The 15,960-nt window shown below is 35.6% G+C and carries 15 protein-coding genes; 12 read left to right on the top strand and 3 right to left on the bottom strand.

Features of this window, described 5'->3' with window-relative positions; all coding sequences use genetic code 11:
* Position 1: 1 nt before the first annotated feature.
* The 3 genes from KF896_08960 to KF896_08970 all read right to left on the bottom strand — a co-directional run bounded on the left by KF896_08960 (position 2) and on the right by KF896_08970 (position 3,886).
* Positions 2-976, bottom strand: a complete 975-nt coding sequence (locus KF896_08960) for a polyprenyl synthetase family protein (protein ID MBX3043834.1) — start codon at positions 974-976, stop codon at positions 2-4.
* A gap of 303 nt (positions 977-1,279) precedes the next feature.
* The gene (locus KF896_08965; protein ID MBX3043835.1) at positions 1,280-2,815 is read right to left on the bottom strand and encodes an FAD-dependent oxidoreductase; all 1,536 of its coding nucleotides are present in this window, start codon (positions 2,813-2,815) and stop codon (positions 1,280-1,282) included.
* Positions 2,816-2,947: 132 nt separating this feature from the next.
* Positions 2,948-3,886: a J domain-containing protein gene (locus KF896_08970; GenBank protein MBX3043836.1), complete on the bottom strand. Its 939-nt coding sequence runs from the start codon at positions 3,884-3,886 to the stop codon at positions 2,948-2,950.
* A gap of 222 nt (positions 3,887-4,108) precedes the next feature.
* On the opposite strand from KF896_08970, the gene trxB reads away from it, so the two are divergent.
* The 12 genes from trxB to KF896_09030 all read left to right on the top strand — a co-directional run bounded on the left by trxB (position 4,109) and on the right by KF896_09030 (position 15,937).
* Positions 4,109-5,050: a thioredoxin-disulfide reductase gene (gene trxB / locus KF896_08975; protein ID MBX3043837.1), complete on the top strand. Its 942-nt coding sequence runs from the start codon at positions 4,109-4,111 to the stop codon at positions 5,048-5,050.
* Positions 5,051-5,331: 281 nt separating this feature from the next.
* Positions 5,332-7,701, top strand: a complete 2,370-nt coding sequence (locus tag KF896_08980) for a C10 family peptidase (GenBank protein MBX3043838.1) — start codon at positions 5,332-5,334, stop codon at positions 7,699-7,701.
* A gap of 271 nt (positions 7,702-7,972) precedes the next feature.
* Positions 7,973-8,401 carry a flagellar basal body rod protein FlgB gene (gene flgB / locus KF896_08985; protein ID MBX3043839.1) on the top strand — a complete coding sequence of 143 codons (429 nt, stop codon included), beginning with the start codon at positions 7,973-7,975 and terminating at the stop codon, positions 8,399-8,401.
* Positions 8,402-8,431: 30 nt separating this feature from the next.
* Positions 8,432-8,911: a flagellar basal body rod protein FlgC gene (gene flgC / locus KF896_08990; protein MBX3043840.1), complete on the top strand. Its 480-nt coding sequence runs from the start codon at positions 8,432-8,434 to the stop codon at positions 8,909-8,911.
* Between the two features lie 18 nt (positions 8,912-8,929).
* Positions 8,930-9,226: a hypothetical protein gene (locus tag KF896_08995; GenBank protein MBX3043841.1), complete on the top strand. Its 297-nt coding sequence runs from the start codon at positions 8,930-8,932 to the stop codon at positions 9,224-9,226.
* A gap of 42 nt (positions 9,227-9,268) precedes the next feature.
* Entirely contained in the window at positions 9,269-9,718 is a 450-nt protein-coding gene (gene fliE, locus KF896_09000; GenBank protein ID MBX3043842.1) for a flagellar hook-basal body complex protein FliE, read from the top strand.
* Positions 9,719-9,739: 21 nt separating this feature from the next.
* Positions 9,740-11,494, top strand: coding sequence for a flagellar M-ring protein FliF (gene fliF, locus KF896_09005; protein MBX3043843.1), 1,755 nt, complete (start codon positions 9,740-9,742; stop codon positions 11,492-11,494).
* 20 nt (positions 11,495-11,514) lie between these two features.
* A complete protein-coding gene (gene fliG / locus KF896_09010) occupies positions 11,515-12,552 on the top strand; it encodes a flagellar motor switch protein FliG (GenBank protein MBX3043844.1) in 1,038 nt (345 codons plus the stop codon).
* A gap of 20 nt (positions 12,553-12,572) precedes the next feature.
* Positions 12,573-13,376: a hypothetical protein gene (locus KF896_09015; GenBank protein MBX3043845.1), complete on the top strand. Its 804-nt coding sequence runs from the start codon at positions 12,573-12,575 to the stop codon at positions 13,374-13,376.
* 28 nt (positions 13,377-13,404) lie between these two features.
* Positions 13,405-14,751, top strand: a complete 1,347-nt coding sequence (locus tag KF896_09020) for a FliI/YscN family ATPase (GenBank protein MBX3043846.1) — start codon at positions 13,405-13,407, stop codon at positions 14,749-14,751.
* 57 nt (positions 14,752-14,808) lie between these two features.
* Positions 14,809-15,258 carry a flagellar FliJ family protein gene (locus KF896_09025; protein MBX3043847.1) on the top strand — a complete coding sequence of 150 codons (450 nt, stop codon included), beginning with the start codon at positions 14,809-14,811 and terminating at the stop codon, positions 15,256-15,258.
* Positions 15,251-15,937 (top strand): hypothetical protein, encoded by a 687-nt coding sequence (locus tag KF896_09030; protein MBX3043848.1) that lies wholly within the window; start codon positions 15,251-15,253, stop codon positions 15,935-15,937. Before KF896_09025 ends, KF896_09030 begins: the two co-directional genes overlap by 8 nt.
* Positions 15,938-15,960 lie beyond the last annotated feature (23 nt).

Consider the following 15,960-nt stretch of genomic DNA (forward strand, 5'->3'; position numbering starts at 1 on the left):
ATCAACTATCTCGGGTTAGGACAAACTCCGTAAATCTTAAAAGTGATTCTTTTGCGGGGCTTTCAGGAAAAACACCTAATGCGTTCTGTGCCTTACTGATATATTCTTTAGCGATTTTCTCGGCATATTCGATGCCTTTTTTCTCGTGAACGAAATCAATTATTAAATTTACTTCGGCTTTTTTTAATTTTCCGCGTTTAATCAACTTCAGTATTGAATTCTTTTCTTTATCAATAGAATTACCAAGGGCATGAATTAATGGTAGGGTAATTTTCTTCTCTTTTAGATCATTTCCGACTGGTTTTCCAATCAAAGAGCTTCTTGAAGTGTAATCAAATATGTCATCTCGAATTTGAAAAGCTATTCCGATAGACTCACCATATTCTCTCATCGCTTCGCGATATTCAATGTTATTTGAGGCGCTAAGTGCACCGATTTCACAGCAGGTTGATAGAAGGGATGCAGTTTTATCAGAAATTATTCTAAAATATGTATCTTCATCAAATGAAATGCTTCGAGATTTGTCTATTGACATTAATTCGCCTTCACTCATTCTTTTAACAGCTTTGGATGTTACTGATAAAAATTCTGTTTCGCCTGCATCAATAGCAGAAATCAGACCCTTAGAAAGCAAGTAATCGCCAACAAGTACAGCAATTTTATTATTCCATTTAGCATTTATTGAAGCAAGACCCCTGCGTTCGGATGCTTCGTCAACAACATCGTCATGTATTAAAGTAGCAGTATGCAAAAGCTCAACAAGAGCTGCGCCGTTATATGTTCTTTGAGATATACCACCGGAAGCTTGAGCAGAGAGGAAAACTAAAACAGGTCTTAACTGCTTGCCTTTTTTTGAAGTTACATATTTTAAAATCAAATTTAGAAGCGACACTTTTGTTTGTAAAAGCGCTTTAAAGTAGGTATTGAATTTCTCCAAATGACCTAGAACAGGATCTGTAATTTCACTTAAAATCATTATCTATGCCTACAAATCTTTCAGTTTTTTTGTAAAATTTATACTGTTAAACACGAAAATTTCAATTTATATTATTAAGATTTGCAAAATAATCAATAAACTTCACATAAACTAAAAGAAAACTGAAAATTTCAAAATTTGATTAATATTTGTATGAATATTTTTGTGTTCATAAATATTTAACAAACACTCAACAGACTGACATTTGCAAGTATTTATACAATTTAGTCAATTAAAAATGCATCATAAGCTGTTTTTTCAAGTTGAAATTGTTGCCTATGATGCAAAAATATTTTTAAATAGTTAATAAATGGAATCAACTACATCCATACCGCATTTGATACCGTCTGCAGCAGAGCTGACAATACCACCTGCTAAACCAGAGCCTTCTCCGGCAAAATATAGATTATCGAATCCTGCACACAGCATACCGTCTCTGACGAGCTGGATTGGAGAACTTGTACGGCTTTCGAGTCCCATCATAGTCCCGTCTTCAAAGCCCCAGATTTTGTGCATAAAATCTCTTAATGCCGCTGCCATAGAATCTGTAATTTTTGCAGGGAAAAGCTCTCTGAAATCAGCAGGAACCAAATCAAACGGATACGAATGTTTGCCGAACTCTCCGGTAGTACGTCCTTTCAAAAAGTCTTTTACTTTCACAGCAGGGGCATTATAGCTATTTGAATAATCATAAAACTTACGTTCAAGAGTAAGCAACCATTCAAGTGACTCAAGCGGATCCATTTCCTTACCTGTAAGCTCGCTGAGTCTTATTCCAACAACTATAGCGGAATTTGCAAACGGATAATTTCTCTTATAATAACTCATCCCATTAACAATATTAAGACCTGCAATTGGTGGTGCCGGAACGACTTTACCACCCGGACACATACAGAAGGAATATACTGAAGTAATATCGTCATAACTGTAAGTAAGTGAATAATCGGCAGCCTTTACACCCGGAAGTGATGGAGTTCTCCATTTTGCACGGTTAATTATTTCCTGATAATGCTCTACTCTGGTTCCAATTGCAAAATTCTTGGTTACAAATTGCACTCCCTTACTCATCATCATACGATAAGTATCATAAGAGCTGTGTCCAACTGCGACTATAAAATAATCTGCGTCAATGACACCTTGCTCCGTTTCAGCTGATACGACTTTGCCATCCTTGACTTTTAAATCAATCAGTTTATTATTGAAAATATAATTACCGCCTCGGTCTATAAAATCTTGTCTGAGATTTTTAACTACCTTAGTGAGTATATTACTTCCAAGGTGCGGTTTGGCAAGATAAAGGATTTCTTCAGGCGCCCCACCTTTGATATACTGCTCAAATATAAATCTTTTTTCTCTAAGGATTGATTTTGTTCTTGATGTTAGTTTGCCATCGGAAAACGTTCCGGCACCACCTTCACCATAAGCATAGTTACTACGTTCGTTTAAATTGCCTGTCTTTTCGAAATCTCTCAAATCACGAGTTCTTTGATATACATCAGGACCCATTTCGACAAGAGTAACATCCAAACCACCCATCAAACATACATAAGCGGCAAAAAAGCCCGCAGGACCGGATCCCACAACTAAGACCTTTTTATCTGTGCGTTTGAATGGCACTTTAAGTGTAAGATTATCAGGAGGAGCACCACCTTGTATCTCAGGTGATGATACAACTACTCTAACAAGCCAGTGTATCTCCATCGGATTTCTGCCATCCAGACTTTGCTTGTCAATTGTATAAGTAAAATCACGCACTCTGCAGATTTTACGAATTACATTTTTTAGGTCGTCAGGACCGAAATCGGTTTTCATTTTAAGTTCTAGTGTTCTGAATCCCATAACATAGCTCGCATTAATTATTACTTAACATCAATTAAATTTATAATTTAAATTTTTAGTTATAAAAAAACTATAAACTATTTTAATAAATAATTATTTTAATAATTTAACATTTCTTAACAAATAATACATTTAATTTCTGATTTTCTGGATTTCTTTGACTAAATCCGATTCTTTTTGACTAATATTGTCAGGTAGTTGAATTAAGACTTTCAGATATAAGTCTCCTTTTAGATTAATAGATTTATAATCCGGAAGTCCCATTCCTTTAAGCTTTAATACTTTACCACTTCTCGAGCCCGGTGCAATATTGACCATCAATTTGCCGTAGAGTGTTTCAACTTTAACCTGTCCACCAAGCACTGCTGTGGTGTAATCAACTTCAATGTTCTTGTAGAGGTCGTTTCCTGTTCTTTGATAAATAGTATCTTCAGAAACTTTAACAGATATGATTAAATCACCCTTATCACCTCCACCATCAGCAGGAAGTCCCTTGCCGGAAATTTTTAACTTTTGACCATCTGAAAGCCCCGGTTTAAAAGTTACATCAAATTTTTCCCCATTGACCTGAAGCTGCCTTTTTGCTCCTTTAGCAACTTCTTCAATTGTTATAGTTATTTCCGTTTTATAATTATCACCTTTAGCGTAAGCCGGTTTTGACTTGGTTGATGTTCTTTGTCCGCTCTGAGAAAATCCGCCGGAAAAAAATCTCTCAAAGAAATCTGACAAACCGGAATCTCCAAACATATCGCCGACCTTTTGTCTTGCATTTGATGAACGCTGTCTGGCTTGCTGGGAAATATAGTCGCTCCAGTTGAAGTTATCAGAACTGCCGCCGGTCTGGCGATGACGATTCCAATCAGAGCCCAGAAGGTCATATTTTTTACGTTTTTCTGGGTCGCTGAGTACAGCATAAGCTTCGCTGATTTCCTTAAACCTCTTTTCAGCATCTGAATCTTTATTAGAGTCAGGATGATATTTCTTTGCTAAATTCCTGTAGGCTTTTTTGATTTCGTCTGCTGATGCAGTTTTGGTCAATCCAAGTATTTGGTAGTAATCTTTAAAATCCAATTTATCACCAAAAAAATATAAGATATTATTTCAACAATTTATAGACGAATAGTTTATATTTATAATTTCAAATCTTAATAATCCATATAAAAATATTCAAATGAACACTTCGTCATATATTCATATATTTGAAACCATTTTCAAATTACAATAATTTGCAAAAAAAAAAGTATTGAAATAAAATTATTGACCAAAAACTAAATAAAATTAGGAGTTATTAAAATGTCAACTCATTACAGAGTTATAGTAATCGGAACAGGTCCTGCTGGCTTCACAGCAGCACTTTATGCCAGTAGAGCAAATCTTGAAGTCGCAATATTTGAAGGTCAACAGCCGGGCGGACAGCTTACAATCACAACAGAAGTCGAAAATTATCCCGGCTTTGAGCACGGAATACAAGGACCGGAAATGATGGACACATTCCGTAAGCAAGCCCAAAGGTTTGGTACAAAATCTATTTACGAAACAATTATCAAAGTAGATTTTTCGGAAAGACCTTTCAAACTTTGGTCAGAATCAGACCAGTACACTGCAGATGCAGTTATTATCGCAACAGGAGCAAAAGCAAAATTACTTGACATACCAAGCCAGGATACTTACTGGGGTGCAGGAATATCTGCTTGCGCCACTTGCGATGGTTTCTTTTTCAAAGGTGAAAAAATATTTGTAATCGGTGGCGGCGATACTGCTATGGAAGAAGCTAATTACCTGACTCACTTTGGTGAATCAGTTACCCTTGTACATCGAAGGGATGAGTTTCGCGCTTCTAAAATTATGGTCGAAAGAACTCAAAAAAATCCCAAAATTAAGATTATTACTAATGCGGTTGTTGATGAATTTTTAGGTGAAGAAAAAATGGGTATCAAGAAGCTCACTCATATCAGACTTAAAGATACGGTGAGCGGAGAAACGTCTGTTCACGAGGCGGGTGGCTGCTTTATTGCAATAGGGCATACACCAAATTCAGACATCTTTGGGGATTTCCTTGATAAAGATGAAAACGGTTATTTGATTACTGAAGGTAAATCAACAAAGACAAGAGTTCCGGGTGTATTTGCCTGCGGAGATGTGCAGGACCATGTTTATCGTCAGGCTGTTACTGCTGCCGGTTCAGGATGTATGGCTGCAATTGATGCCGAACGCTGGCTGGCTGAACAGGAGTAAATGATTAGCATATAATTTATACCGCTGCAAGAGTTGTTTCTTGCAGCGGTATTTTTTTTTATGAACTTAGTTAATAAAATATTATATATATCTCAAATCTGTTCGTGATGATACAAAATTTATGAATTTAAAATATTTAATTACAAAAAACAATTCATCAAATTTGTATTAAATATCGAATCTTTTTAAAGAAAAATATTTGTATAATTTTGATGTAAATATTAAATATTTTGGTATTTTAAATAATTTTACTTAATTTTAATAAATTTGGAAGTATAACTATGAAAATACATTTATATATATTGTTAATTACTTTGTTAGCTCAAAATTTGTTATCAAAGGCAGTAAGTTCTGAATCAGCAAAAATTGCGGCTTTAAATTATGCGGAAACTTTTTTAATTAGCTCGAAAGATGATGCTGATTTACTGACTTTAAGCAATATTAATTTAGTTGATTACAAAGTCAGCATAAGCAATGATACATTGTTGTTTGTTTTTAATTTATCCGGTAATGGTTGGATAATTATGTCTGGAGATGATAAGGTTAAACCAGTCATCGGATACTCAGTATCTGGAAGATATTCATTAGAAAATCAGTCGCCTTCATTTGAATCATGGATTAATTATATAAGCGAAATAATATATAATAAAATATCTGATCCCGATGCAAATTCGTTAGAAGATTACAATTGGTATATCAAAGATGATTTTGATAATGAGTTATTTCAATCATCAAAAAAGCCTATTATGCCACTTTTGAAAACAAAATGGAATCAGGGTTATCCGTATAATTTATCTTGTCCCATAGACCCTGAGACAGGGAAAAGAGCAATTACCGGCTGTGTTGCTACAGCAATGGCACAAGTGCTGTATTTTCATCGCTTTCCGCTAAAAGGCAAAGGTAAAGTAGAGTACAAGCACAAGCAGTTTGGCGATATTAAAAGTGATTTTTCAGAATCGAAATACCAATATGGAATAATGAAGCATTTTCATCATGAATTTAAAGATAGTGCTTCAAAGTATGCAGTTTCAAAGTTAATGTTTGACTGCGGAGTTGCTGTTAGGATGAATTATGGCTTGGATGCAAGTGGCGCTTCCTCCGTCAGAGCATTTGATGCTTTACTAGAAAATTTTGGTTTCTCGGCTGATTACAAAAGATTGTCTCAAGATATAAGCGATGAAGAATGGAAAAATTTACTTTATGATAATTTATCACTAGGGCTTCCGATGTATTACGCCGGCTCCAGCTTGAAAAACGGAGGTGGTCATGCGTTTGTATGTGATGGATATGATAATGGATTTTTTCATTTCAACTGGGGTTGGGGTGGTTCACAGGATGGTTATTTTGAGGTAGGTTATCAGAAGACTAATCTTCTGTATAATTCAGGGCAGCACATAATAGCATTTGCTAAACCGAATGATTTTTCGCTTGGGTATGGGGAAATTCCTTCTGATAAATTTGAAGTCAATAATTCAATAGAAAGTTCTACCATTATTCCCATGGACTTTAATAACGATAAGTTGCGTTTTTATCATATTCTCAGCATTCATGATACAAATGATGTTGATTATTTCAAATTAGAGATTCCTGAAGACGAAGATCATTACCTCCTTGATTTAAAATATGCCGATTCGTATTACGGTGAAAGTGGAGATATTAACAATGGTGCAATCCTTAGAATAACAGTATCACATTCAGGTAGAATTGATACACTGCTTTATCCACAAACAATCAAAATTGAGAACTCCGGAACAGTAATTATTAAAGTGGAGCCGATATTCAAATACAGGTACGGAGTTTATATCGCAGATTTTAATTTGTACAGATTCAATAAGCCTTTTATTGATGTTAAGTTGGGACTTAATAACTCATATTTATCAAACGAGAAAGTATCACTAAATTGGTTTTCTAATCTGACGCCTCCATTTGATATTGAGTTAATAAATCAAAATTTTCCGGGCAAATTTTTTGGTAAGGTAAATAAATTTAACGGGAACAATTATTTATGGCAATTAACAGTTGATATGGAATCTGATAATAATTATTTTTTCAAAATTACACACTCTATTGACGATAAAATATTAGGCTATTCTGAACCATTTGAAATTAAAAAATACGAATATCTTCACCTCGAAACTCCGCACTGGGCAAATGATATTCATATAGGAATACCTTTTGATATTACATGGGAAACAAATTTTGATGAAAATATAACTTTGGAATTGCTTAAAGATTCGTTGTTTTTCAGATATATTGCTGCCGATGTAGCCAATGAAGGTGTATATTCATGGCTTCCCGATGATTCAGTAACGATTGGCGATAATTTCAGGGTAAAAATCTCCAAAAGCAATGATTACAGGATTTACTCTGTTTCTGAGGATTTCAGTATCCAACCATATACCAGTGTCGAAGATGACAATAAATTGCTAAGGTTGCAGCTGATTTCTCATATTGGAAATGTAATGTATATTTACTTGGATTGGGCTTATTTGGAAAAACTTGAATTATTTGATTTGCGGGGAAATTTACTTGGAATATATAATATAACTACAAATGGAACTCCCTGGTTCTTGCCAAATTTGCTTTCAGGAACATATTTTATTCTTGAAAAGTCAAAGGATAATTACAAATTACATAAAATTTCGCTATAGTTATACTTAGGTTAAAAATACGAAATTGTGGTTGTATATTTAACTATCGGATATCGGATACTTTAAAAATACCATCCGTAAAGGTAGTTTATTAATTAAAAAATAATTGTATAATCATTATTAGATTACTATAAACTTTAAATCTATTCCTATATACTATTGCAATAAACAATTACTTCTGATAATGAATAATTTCCATCAATAATATTATCAAATTACTTTGGCATTGAAATTGATTAAGATAATTTGATTATATAAATTGGAGAATATTATGATTGTTAAGAATCATTTGTTTAAGAGCAGGGTACCGCTGATGAATGCAGCACTGGACGCATATGCTCTTCGGCAAAAGACAATAGCAAAGAATGTCGCAAATGTCAATACTCCTCACTATAAGCCTGAGGAAGTAAGGTTTGAGGAGCATTTGGAAAGGAATAGCACAGTTCTCCGGGGCAGGAAAAATTCCGGTGGTCATCTTAATGCAGGAAGTGGCACAGGATATGAATCGGCTGTAACTGTACAACAGGCAAATATTCCTCCTGCAGAGACATATCACTCCGGTGAAACCCATGTAAATATTGATAAAGAGATGAGTGAGCTTGCAAGAAATCAGATTAGAATGAGGTTTACATCTCAAATGCTTGGAAAATATTTCAGGGGTTTGAGTTCAGCTATAACAGGACAAGCTTCTCAATCATAATTTTGTAGAATAATAACCGATTGGCTTATAATGGCAGAAAATTTATTTTCATCACTTGATATCAGTGGCAAAGGAATGAGCCTTCAAAGAGCTCGCCTTTCAGCTGTAGCAAATAATATTGCAAATGTAAATACAACCCGAGATGCTGAGGGTAACATTTACAAACGGCAGGTTGTGGTTGCTCAGAAAGTTACAGAGCGTAAGTTTGATAATATGCTTGAAGACCAGCTGTCTTTATCAGGTACAGATATGAGCCATGGTGGCAATATTCGATCAAGAGCAAATGCGGGTAATGTTTTACAGTTCAAAACAGAAGAAGATGAGACGCCTCCAAGATTGATTTATGACCCGGCACACCCTCATGCAAATGATAAGGGGTATGTTGAAGTGCCGAATATAAATATCGTTACTGAAATGGTAGAAATGATGACTGCTCAAAGGGCATTTGAAGCTAATGTTCAAGTTACTGAAGCAGCAAAAAATATAGCTAAATATTCACTTGAAATATAAAATAGTCGGATATTGTATATGAAAATTGATACATTTAATTTACAACGTGCATATAATTTAAATACTCTGAGAAACGACGCAATTGAAGTCAAATCGAACAGCTCTGTAAAGAAGCTGTCTGAGAATAACACTCAAGCGTCAACACTTGAAAAATATAATCATAAAAGAATTGTTACTGGTGACGAGAGGAAATTTTTTGTAAATATGTTTCCTGAAAGTTCCAAACAGCTAATGACTCATGAAGTCTTTACTCGAGCCGGTAAATTGCAAAATTCCGCTATTCAGAAAGGAAGTTTGATAGACGGAAGAATTTAGTCAAGGATTGACAAATAAAAAATAAATTGAAAGGATTCACAAATGATAGAAGGTATAGGCTTAGGGGGAGGAATTATCCCCGGAAATGTTATGAAAGCAGCGGGTCTTGACAATATTGACCCAAAGAATTTCAATCCTGAGTCAATGATGGAAAATTTAAGTCCGGGATTGATGGACAACTTCAAAAATGATAATACAAATCGAATTGGAAATGCCAACCAAGACGGCTTAAAAATTACACCGCCTAATACCGGTTCTATAGGCTATAACAACAAAGGTGGATTCGCCGAAACACTAAAAGAATTGGTCAGCGATGTAAATTCACTTCAAAAAGAAGCTGGCAATAAGACAGAAGCTTTTATAAGGGGCGAACCAATTGATTTGCACGATGTTATGATTGCTTCTAACAAAGCTGCTACTTCATTTAAACTTCTACTTGAATTACGTAACAAAGGACTTGACTTGTATCGTGAAGTTTCGAGAATGCAATAATATTAACCACAGGGAACAAAAATGGCTGACAACGATATTCAAAATCAGGTAAAATCATTCTTCGGAAAGTTAGGAATAGTCCAGAAAGCTGCAATAGTAATAATTCCGGCTTTGGTTGTTTTTGCACTTGCATATTTTTTAATATCAACAGGAACAAAAGAGCAGGCAGTACTTTTCAGTGGATTGGAAGGTGCTGATGCAGGTAAAATTACCGAAAATCTAAAAGAGCGAGGAATTAAGTATCAGATTAAAGACAATGGTGCAACAATCACTGTTGATAAAAACATTGTAATGGATACCAGGCTGGCACTTGCCGCTGAGGGACTTCCCGAAACAAGTGTTGTCGGGTATGAACTTTTCGATCAGACAAATCTTGGTATGAGTGAATTTGTACAGAAATTAAATCATAAAAGAGCACTTGAAGGGGAACTTTCAAAAACAATCGGCTCCATCGAAGAGATTAAAAAAGCCAGAGTTCATATTGTAGTTCCCGAAAGAGCATTATTTACCGAAGATCAGAAAATACCTACAGCTTCGGTTACATTGCAATTAAGAAGCGGCAGAAATTTGAGCTCAAAAATAGTTGAAGCCATACAGACTTTAGTTGCAACCAGTGTTGAAGGTATGGCAACAAACAATGTATCTGTTATTGACCACAAGGGTAAATTGCTTTCAATTCAGGATACTGAAGGTGGTACTGCTGCAGGATTGACAGCCAAACAGCTTGACCAGCAGCGTAAAGTCGAAGAACATCTCACAAATAAGGCGCAAGCAATACTTGATAATGTATTAGGTGTTGGGAATTCAAATGTAAGACTTAATGCCGAGCTTGATTTTACAAGAATTGAGCAGACTAAAACTGATTTTGACCCCGACAGAGCGGTCATAAGAAGTGAACAGATAATAACAGAAGATTCTAAATCAACTGATTCTCTCTACTATTTAGCTGTTGTTAATGACCGAGCTCAGTCAAATTCTGTATTAAATTATGAAATACCTCAAAATACAGAATTTATAGTTCATAGCGTTGGTCATGTTAAAAGATTATCCGTAGCTGCAGTTGTGAACAGTATTCCAAAAGTAACCGAAAATGAGGGTAAAAAGTCCATAACTTACGAAGAGCGGTCTGATGAGGAGATGCAAAAATTAACCGACATTATAAAAAATGCTGTTGGTTATGACCCTGCAAGAAACGACCAAATCACAGTTAACAACATAAGATTTGATACAAATATGGACGAATTCGAAAATGAAATCGCTCCAAAACTCGAATGGTACGAAGAGCCTTACAACCAAAAGCTAATGCTGCTTGTTGGTATTATACTCATAACTGTACTTCTGATGTATAAATTTATGCAATCAAAAATGATAAAGGAAAGAGTCAGAATTGCTATGGAACTACCGGGCAAGGCTGAACTTTCGGTTGATATAGATTCAGAAGCACAGCAACAGCAAATTGTTGATGAGCTTAATCTTGACGATAATCTTATGCTACTTCCTTCTGAGCTACCCGAGCAGCTATTGCTTGAAGGTGAATCAAGGTCGCCCTTAAGTGACGATAATCTTATGCTTGAATCAAGTTTGTATCCTGAAAAAGGTTCGATATCGAAAAAAGGAATGTATAGTGGTAAGAATGCACAGTTGGACGAAGAAAATCTTATGAAACTTGAATTACGCAATAAAGTACAGGATTTTATTGATAAACAAGCTGAAGATGCTGCTCGATTAATTCGAATAATGATAAGTCAGGATCCTGACGAAAGACCGAAAAAGTAAAATTAAATGATAAATTAATTATGGCAAAAACAGAAACAGCGGAAGAAAAAAGAACCATAAAGGATTTAACCGGCAAACAGAAAGCCGCAATTCTTTTGATGTCTTTGGATGTAGATGTCGCAGCGAAAGTATTTCAAGAACTTGAAATCAAAGAAGTTGAGATGTTAGCTGTAGAAATAACAAATTTGAGAGACTTAGGTCCTGATTCAATTGATGATGTTATAGAAGAATTTTATCAATTGATGTCAGCCCAAAGCTATATGGTTGAAGGTGGGCTTGAATATGCTCAGGTACTACTTGAGAAATCTTACGGACACGATCGTGCTAAGGAAATAATTGAAAAAATCCGTGTTTTGACTACAATCCGTGGATTCAATATTCTCAAAAAGTCTGACCCGCAGCAGTTAGCAAGCTTCTTATCCAAAGAACACCCTCAGACAATTGCGCTTATAATTTCTCATCTCCCACCGGATCAATCGGCTGAAGTATTAGCTGAATTCAAAGATGATTTAAAGACAGAAACCATAATTAGAATTGCAACAATCGGAAAGGTTTCACCTCAGCTTGTTTCAGAAATTGAACATGTAGTTGACCAAATCGCTGAGCAGACTCTTTCACAGAATCTTGCACAGGCAGGCGGCTCACAGCTTGTAGCAAATATCCTCAATAAGAGTAATAATGCTATGGCTAAGCTTATGCTGGAAAGAATTGAAGAGAAGAAACCGGATATGGCTATAGAAATAAAAAGACTTATGTTCTTATTTGAAGATATTATACTCATTGATGATAAAGGCATTCAGAGAATTCTTCGTGATGTTGACAAGAAAGACCTTGCTATGGCTCTTAAAGTTTCTGATGATAAAATCAGAACCAAGATATTTAAGAATATGTCAGAGCGCGCTTCGGCTGTGGTGAAAGAAGAACTTGAATATATGGGACCGGTTAAACTGAAGGATGTTGAATCTGCTCAGATGAGAATAGTTGATATTATCAAGGAATTGGAAGAAAGCGAAGAAATATCAGTCGGCGGTAGAGGTAAAGAAGATGTGTTTGTTTAATCGTAATTGGTGATGTAAAATTGAGTGAAGTAACAATAAATATTCCCAGAACTACAAGGCACGCAAAAGTAGGGCTTACTGATAATTTTCATTATGAAGAGTTTTCAGGCAAATCCTCAGATATGCAGGCATTTATTAATGAGCATAAAAAAAGAAGACGTACAGCCACTCTGATGGCTGAAAGAAAAAAGGAACAAGCCAAGAAAACAGTCTTTACTGAGAAATTTGTTGTTTCAAATACAAATCAGCCAATTAATATAGATTTAAAAAAAGTTACTGAGCCAACATTGACGCTTGATGAAGCTAAATTAGAAATTCAGGAAGCTTATGACAAAGGATTTTCAGATGGCCATGAAGCTGCCGGGATTGCTTATCAAAATGAAGTTGAAAAATATAAAGATTGGATTGGTGGCTTCGATACACTTTCGCAGGAGTTGAGGTCAGAATTCAGCAGGTTTATAGTGAAAATGGAAGAATCAGTTGTGCCATCGGCAATATTAATCGCAAAACATATACTTATGAGGGAAATCGAACTGGACTCAGAAGTGGTTCTTCAACAAGCTAAAAAAGCAATCAGGAGCATTGATGAAGAGGCGATTCTAAGGATTTCGGTAAATCCGGGTGAACTTGAAATTCTGAAATCAGCAAAAAGTTCACTTATTTCAGATAAAGCAATTGCAAGAAAAATTGAAATTAATGCTGACGAACATATAAATAAAGGCGGATGTATTATCACAACGTCTGCCGGAATTATTGATGCTTCAATTGAAGCACAACTTGAGAAAATTCAGGCATCGCTATTAGGAATACAATTAGGAAATTAATTTTTTGATTACACTTGATTCTGACATATTGCAGGCAAAAATATCAGACAGACTGAAAACTGTTGACTCTCTGGTGATGAGAGGCAAAATTCAGAAAGTTGTCGGATTAGTGCTTGAAAGTGACGGACCTATTTCTCCCATAGGTGAAGTGTGCTCTTTAAGAGACCGTTCAGGAAGAGAGCTATGCCGTTCGGAAATCGTTGGTTTCAGAGATGGCAATAAAATACTTTCTATGGCTTTGGGTGAGGTTTCAAGTATAGCTCCGGGTATGGAAATCGTAGGTCTTGGCAAACAACTTACAGTAAAAGTAGGCGACCGTCTTTTAGGCAGAGTCCTTGATGGGCTTGGAGAACCGATTGACAATAAAGGAGCTCTTGATATAAATTTGACACGTTCTATTTATTCGCCACCTCCAAACCCACTGCTAAGAAGCAGAATAAACGAGCCGATTTCTACAGGAATAAAAGCAATAGATGGTATGCTTACTTTTGGCAAAGGTCAGAGGGTAGGAATTTTTGCAGGCTCAGGAGTAGGCAAATCCACATTAATTGGTATGATTGCCCGAAATACATCAGCCGATATAAATGTCATTGCACTGATAGGCGAGAGAGGCAGAGAAGTAAAAGAATTTATTGAAAGAGATTTGGGAGATGAGGGCTTAAGAAGGTCAGTCGTTATTGTTGCTACGAGCGATTCTTCGCCACTTGTCAGAGTTAAGGCAGGGCTTGTGGCAACAACAATATCTGAATACTTCAGAGACAGAGGCTTGGATGTAATGCTTATGATGGACAGTGCAACACGCCTTGCAATGGCACAGCGGGAGGTAGGTTTGACAATAGGTGAGCCACCGACAACTAAAGGATACACTCCAAGTGTATTCAGTTTGCTTCAGAAAACAATGGAACGGGCTGGTACATCGGACAAGGGTTCTATTACCGGTCTATATACTGTACTTGTTGAAGGTGATGATATGAACGAGCCGATTGCTGATGCTGCTCGTGGCATTCTGGATGGTCATATTGTTCTGTCAAGGAGACTTGCTTCTCTTGGGCATTATCCGGCGATTGATGTACTCGAAAGTATCAGTCGTGTCAAGAGCGATGTCATTACAAAAGAGCATGCAGAAGCTTCAAGGTTTCTTCAGGAAATGCTTGCTACTTACAAAGCTGCTGAAGATTTGATTAGTGTCGGAGCTTATCAGCAAGGAATAAATCCTAAAACAGATAAGGCAATTCAATTTTATGATATTATTAATAATTTTCTGAAGCAGGAAGTTGATGACCATACTGATTTTGATTTAGCTGTAAAGCAAATACTTGAGATATTTAATATTAAGGATATTAAAGCATTTAAAGCAAAAGCAAATTTGAATTAACAATATTTGGAGCATATAAACTATCATAATTATATATATGAATTAAAATAATTTAAAATGGCGAAAAAATTTAATTTTAAGCTGGAGTCTGTTCTGAAATACAGAGCTGATAAAGTTAATCAAGCAACTGAATCGCTTAATCAGATTGTGAAAATCCGGAATGAAAAAGAGCAGGAAATTCAGCAAAACGAAGAGAAAAAACAAGTGCTTTTCGGCACTCAAAAAGGCAAAATAAAAGCTGCCGATTTGCAAAATAAAAATAATCATATAAATTTTTTGAATGACGAAATTGAAAGACTAAACGAAGAGAAGAAACAGGTGCTGGAGATCGAAAACCTGAGAAGAAAAAAGTTAACCAGTGCTATGAAGGATGAAAAAGTTATTGATAAACTTAAAGATAAGCAAAAGTTAGCCCATGATCAAAATCAAAAAAAGGAAGAGGGCGCATTTTTGGATGAAATTGGTTTACAGATTACTATGAAAAACAGAGATAAACATAATGGATAAAAAGCAGTTATTTACGGCAGTAGCGATATTATTAGGAACATTTGTGCTCCTGATAGGGACTTTTGTCGGAATCTACTACTTGTATCCTGAACTGTTAGGATTTGCTCCAAAAAAAGACATTAAAGCGCAATTGGCTCACAAGACTGATGATAAGAAGAAAAAAGACGGCACCGATTCGCTGGCTATATCGAGTGAGGAATCCGATACTAATGAAGTTATTTTGACCTATGATTCTTTGAAATTGATGACCAATGCTCTAAAAGACAGTCTAGAATATAAAAATTTAACTGTGAAAGTTTACAGCGATTCAATTTCTGCTTTAGTGAAAAGAATTGTCGAATTCAATGATATCGAAAATCAAATGCGGGATTCGGTTAAATTACTAAAAAATCAGATGAGTAAGGTTTTGGTTGAGCTTAGGCAAACAAGAGAATTGGTTAATGATACTGACTCTCTGAGATATGAAAAACTTGATTCGCTGAACGATGAAAATATACAAAAATTTGCAAAAATTTACAATAACACAGGACCGGCAGAGGTTGCTAAAATTCTTGAAAGACTTGACGGAAAGGATGCCGCAAGAATTCTCAAGCTAATGCAACCAAAGAAAGCAGGCAAAGTACTGGAGTCTATGAAACCGGAATTTGCTGCCGAAATACTGCTTAAAGGAAATTATTAATATTATGAATGCAGGATGCACAA

Source organism: Ignavibacteriota bacterium, from assembly GCA_019637995.1.
Lineage (GTDB): Bacteria > Bacteroidota > Ignavibacteria > Kapaibacteriales > UBA2268 > JANJTB01.

Bases quoted from the DNA above. Each gene is read 5' to 3' on its own strand.
- KF896_09030 (MBX3043848.1), top strand. From the start codon at position 15,251: ATGGATAAAAAGCAGTTATTTACGGCAGTAGCGATATTATTAGGAACA.
- KF896_08960 (MBX3043834.1), bottom strand. From the start codon at position 976: ATGATTTTAAGTGAAATTACAGATCCTGTTCTAGGTCATTTGGAGAAA.
- flgB (MBX3043839.1), top strand. From the start codon at position 7,973: ATGATTGTTAAGAATCATTTGTTTAAGAGCAGGGTACCGCTGATGAAT.
- fliG (MBX3043844.1), top strand. From the start codon at position 11,515: ATGGCAAAAACAGAAACAGCGGAAGAAAAAAGAACCATAAAGGATTTA.
- KF896_08980 (MBX3043838.1), top strand. From the start codon at position 5,332: ATGAAAATACATTTATATATATTGTTAATTACTTTGTTAGCTCAAAAT.
- KF896_08995 (MBX3043841.1), top strand. From the start codon at position 8,930: ATGAAAATTGATACATTTAATTTACAACGTGCATATAATTTAAATACT.
- fliE (MBX3043842.1), top strand. From the start codon at position 9,269: ATGATAGAAGGTATAGGCTTAGGGGGAGGAATTATCCCCGGAAATGTT.
- trxB (MBX3043837.1), top strand. From the start codon at position 4,109: ATGTCAACTCATTACAGAGTTATAGTAATCGGAACAGGTCCTGCTGGC.
- KF896_08965 (MBX3043835.1), bottom strand. From the start codon at position 2,815: ATGGGATTCAGAACACTAGAACTTAAAATGAAAACCGATTTCGGTCCT.
- flgC (MBX3043840.1), top strand. From the start codon at position 8,432: ATGGCAGAAAATTTATTTTCATCACTTGATATCAGTGGCAAAGGAATG.
- KF896_09025 (MBX3043847.1), top strand. From the start codon at position 14,809: ATGGCGAAAAAATTTAATTTTAAGCTGGAGTCTGTTCTGAAATACAGA.
- fliF (MBX3043843.1), top strand. From the start codon at position 9,740: ATGGCTGACAACGATATTCAAAATCAGGTAAAATCATTCTTCGGAAAG.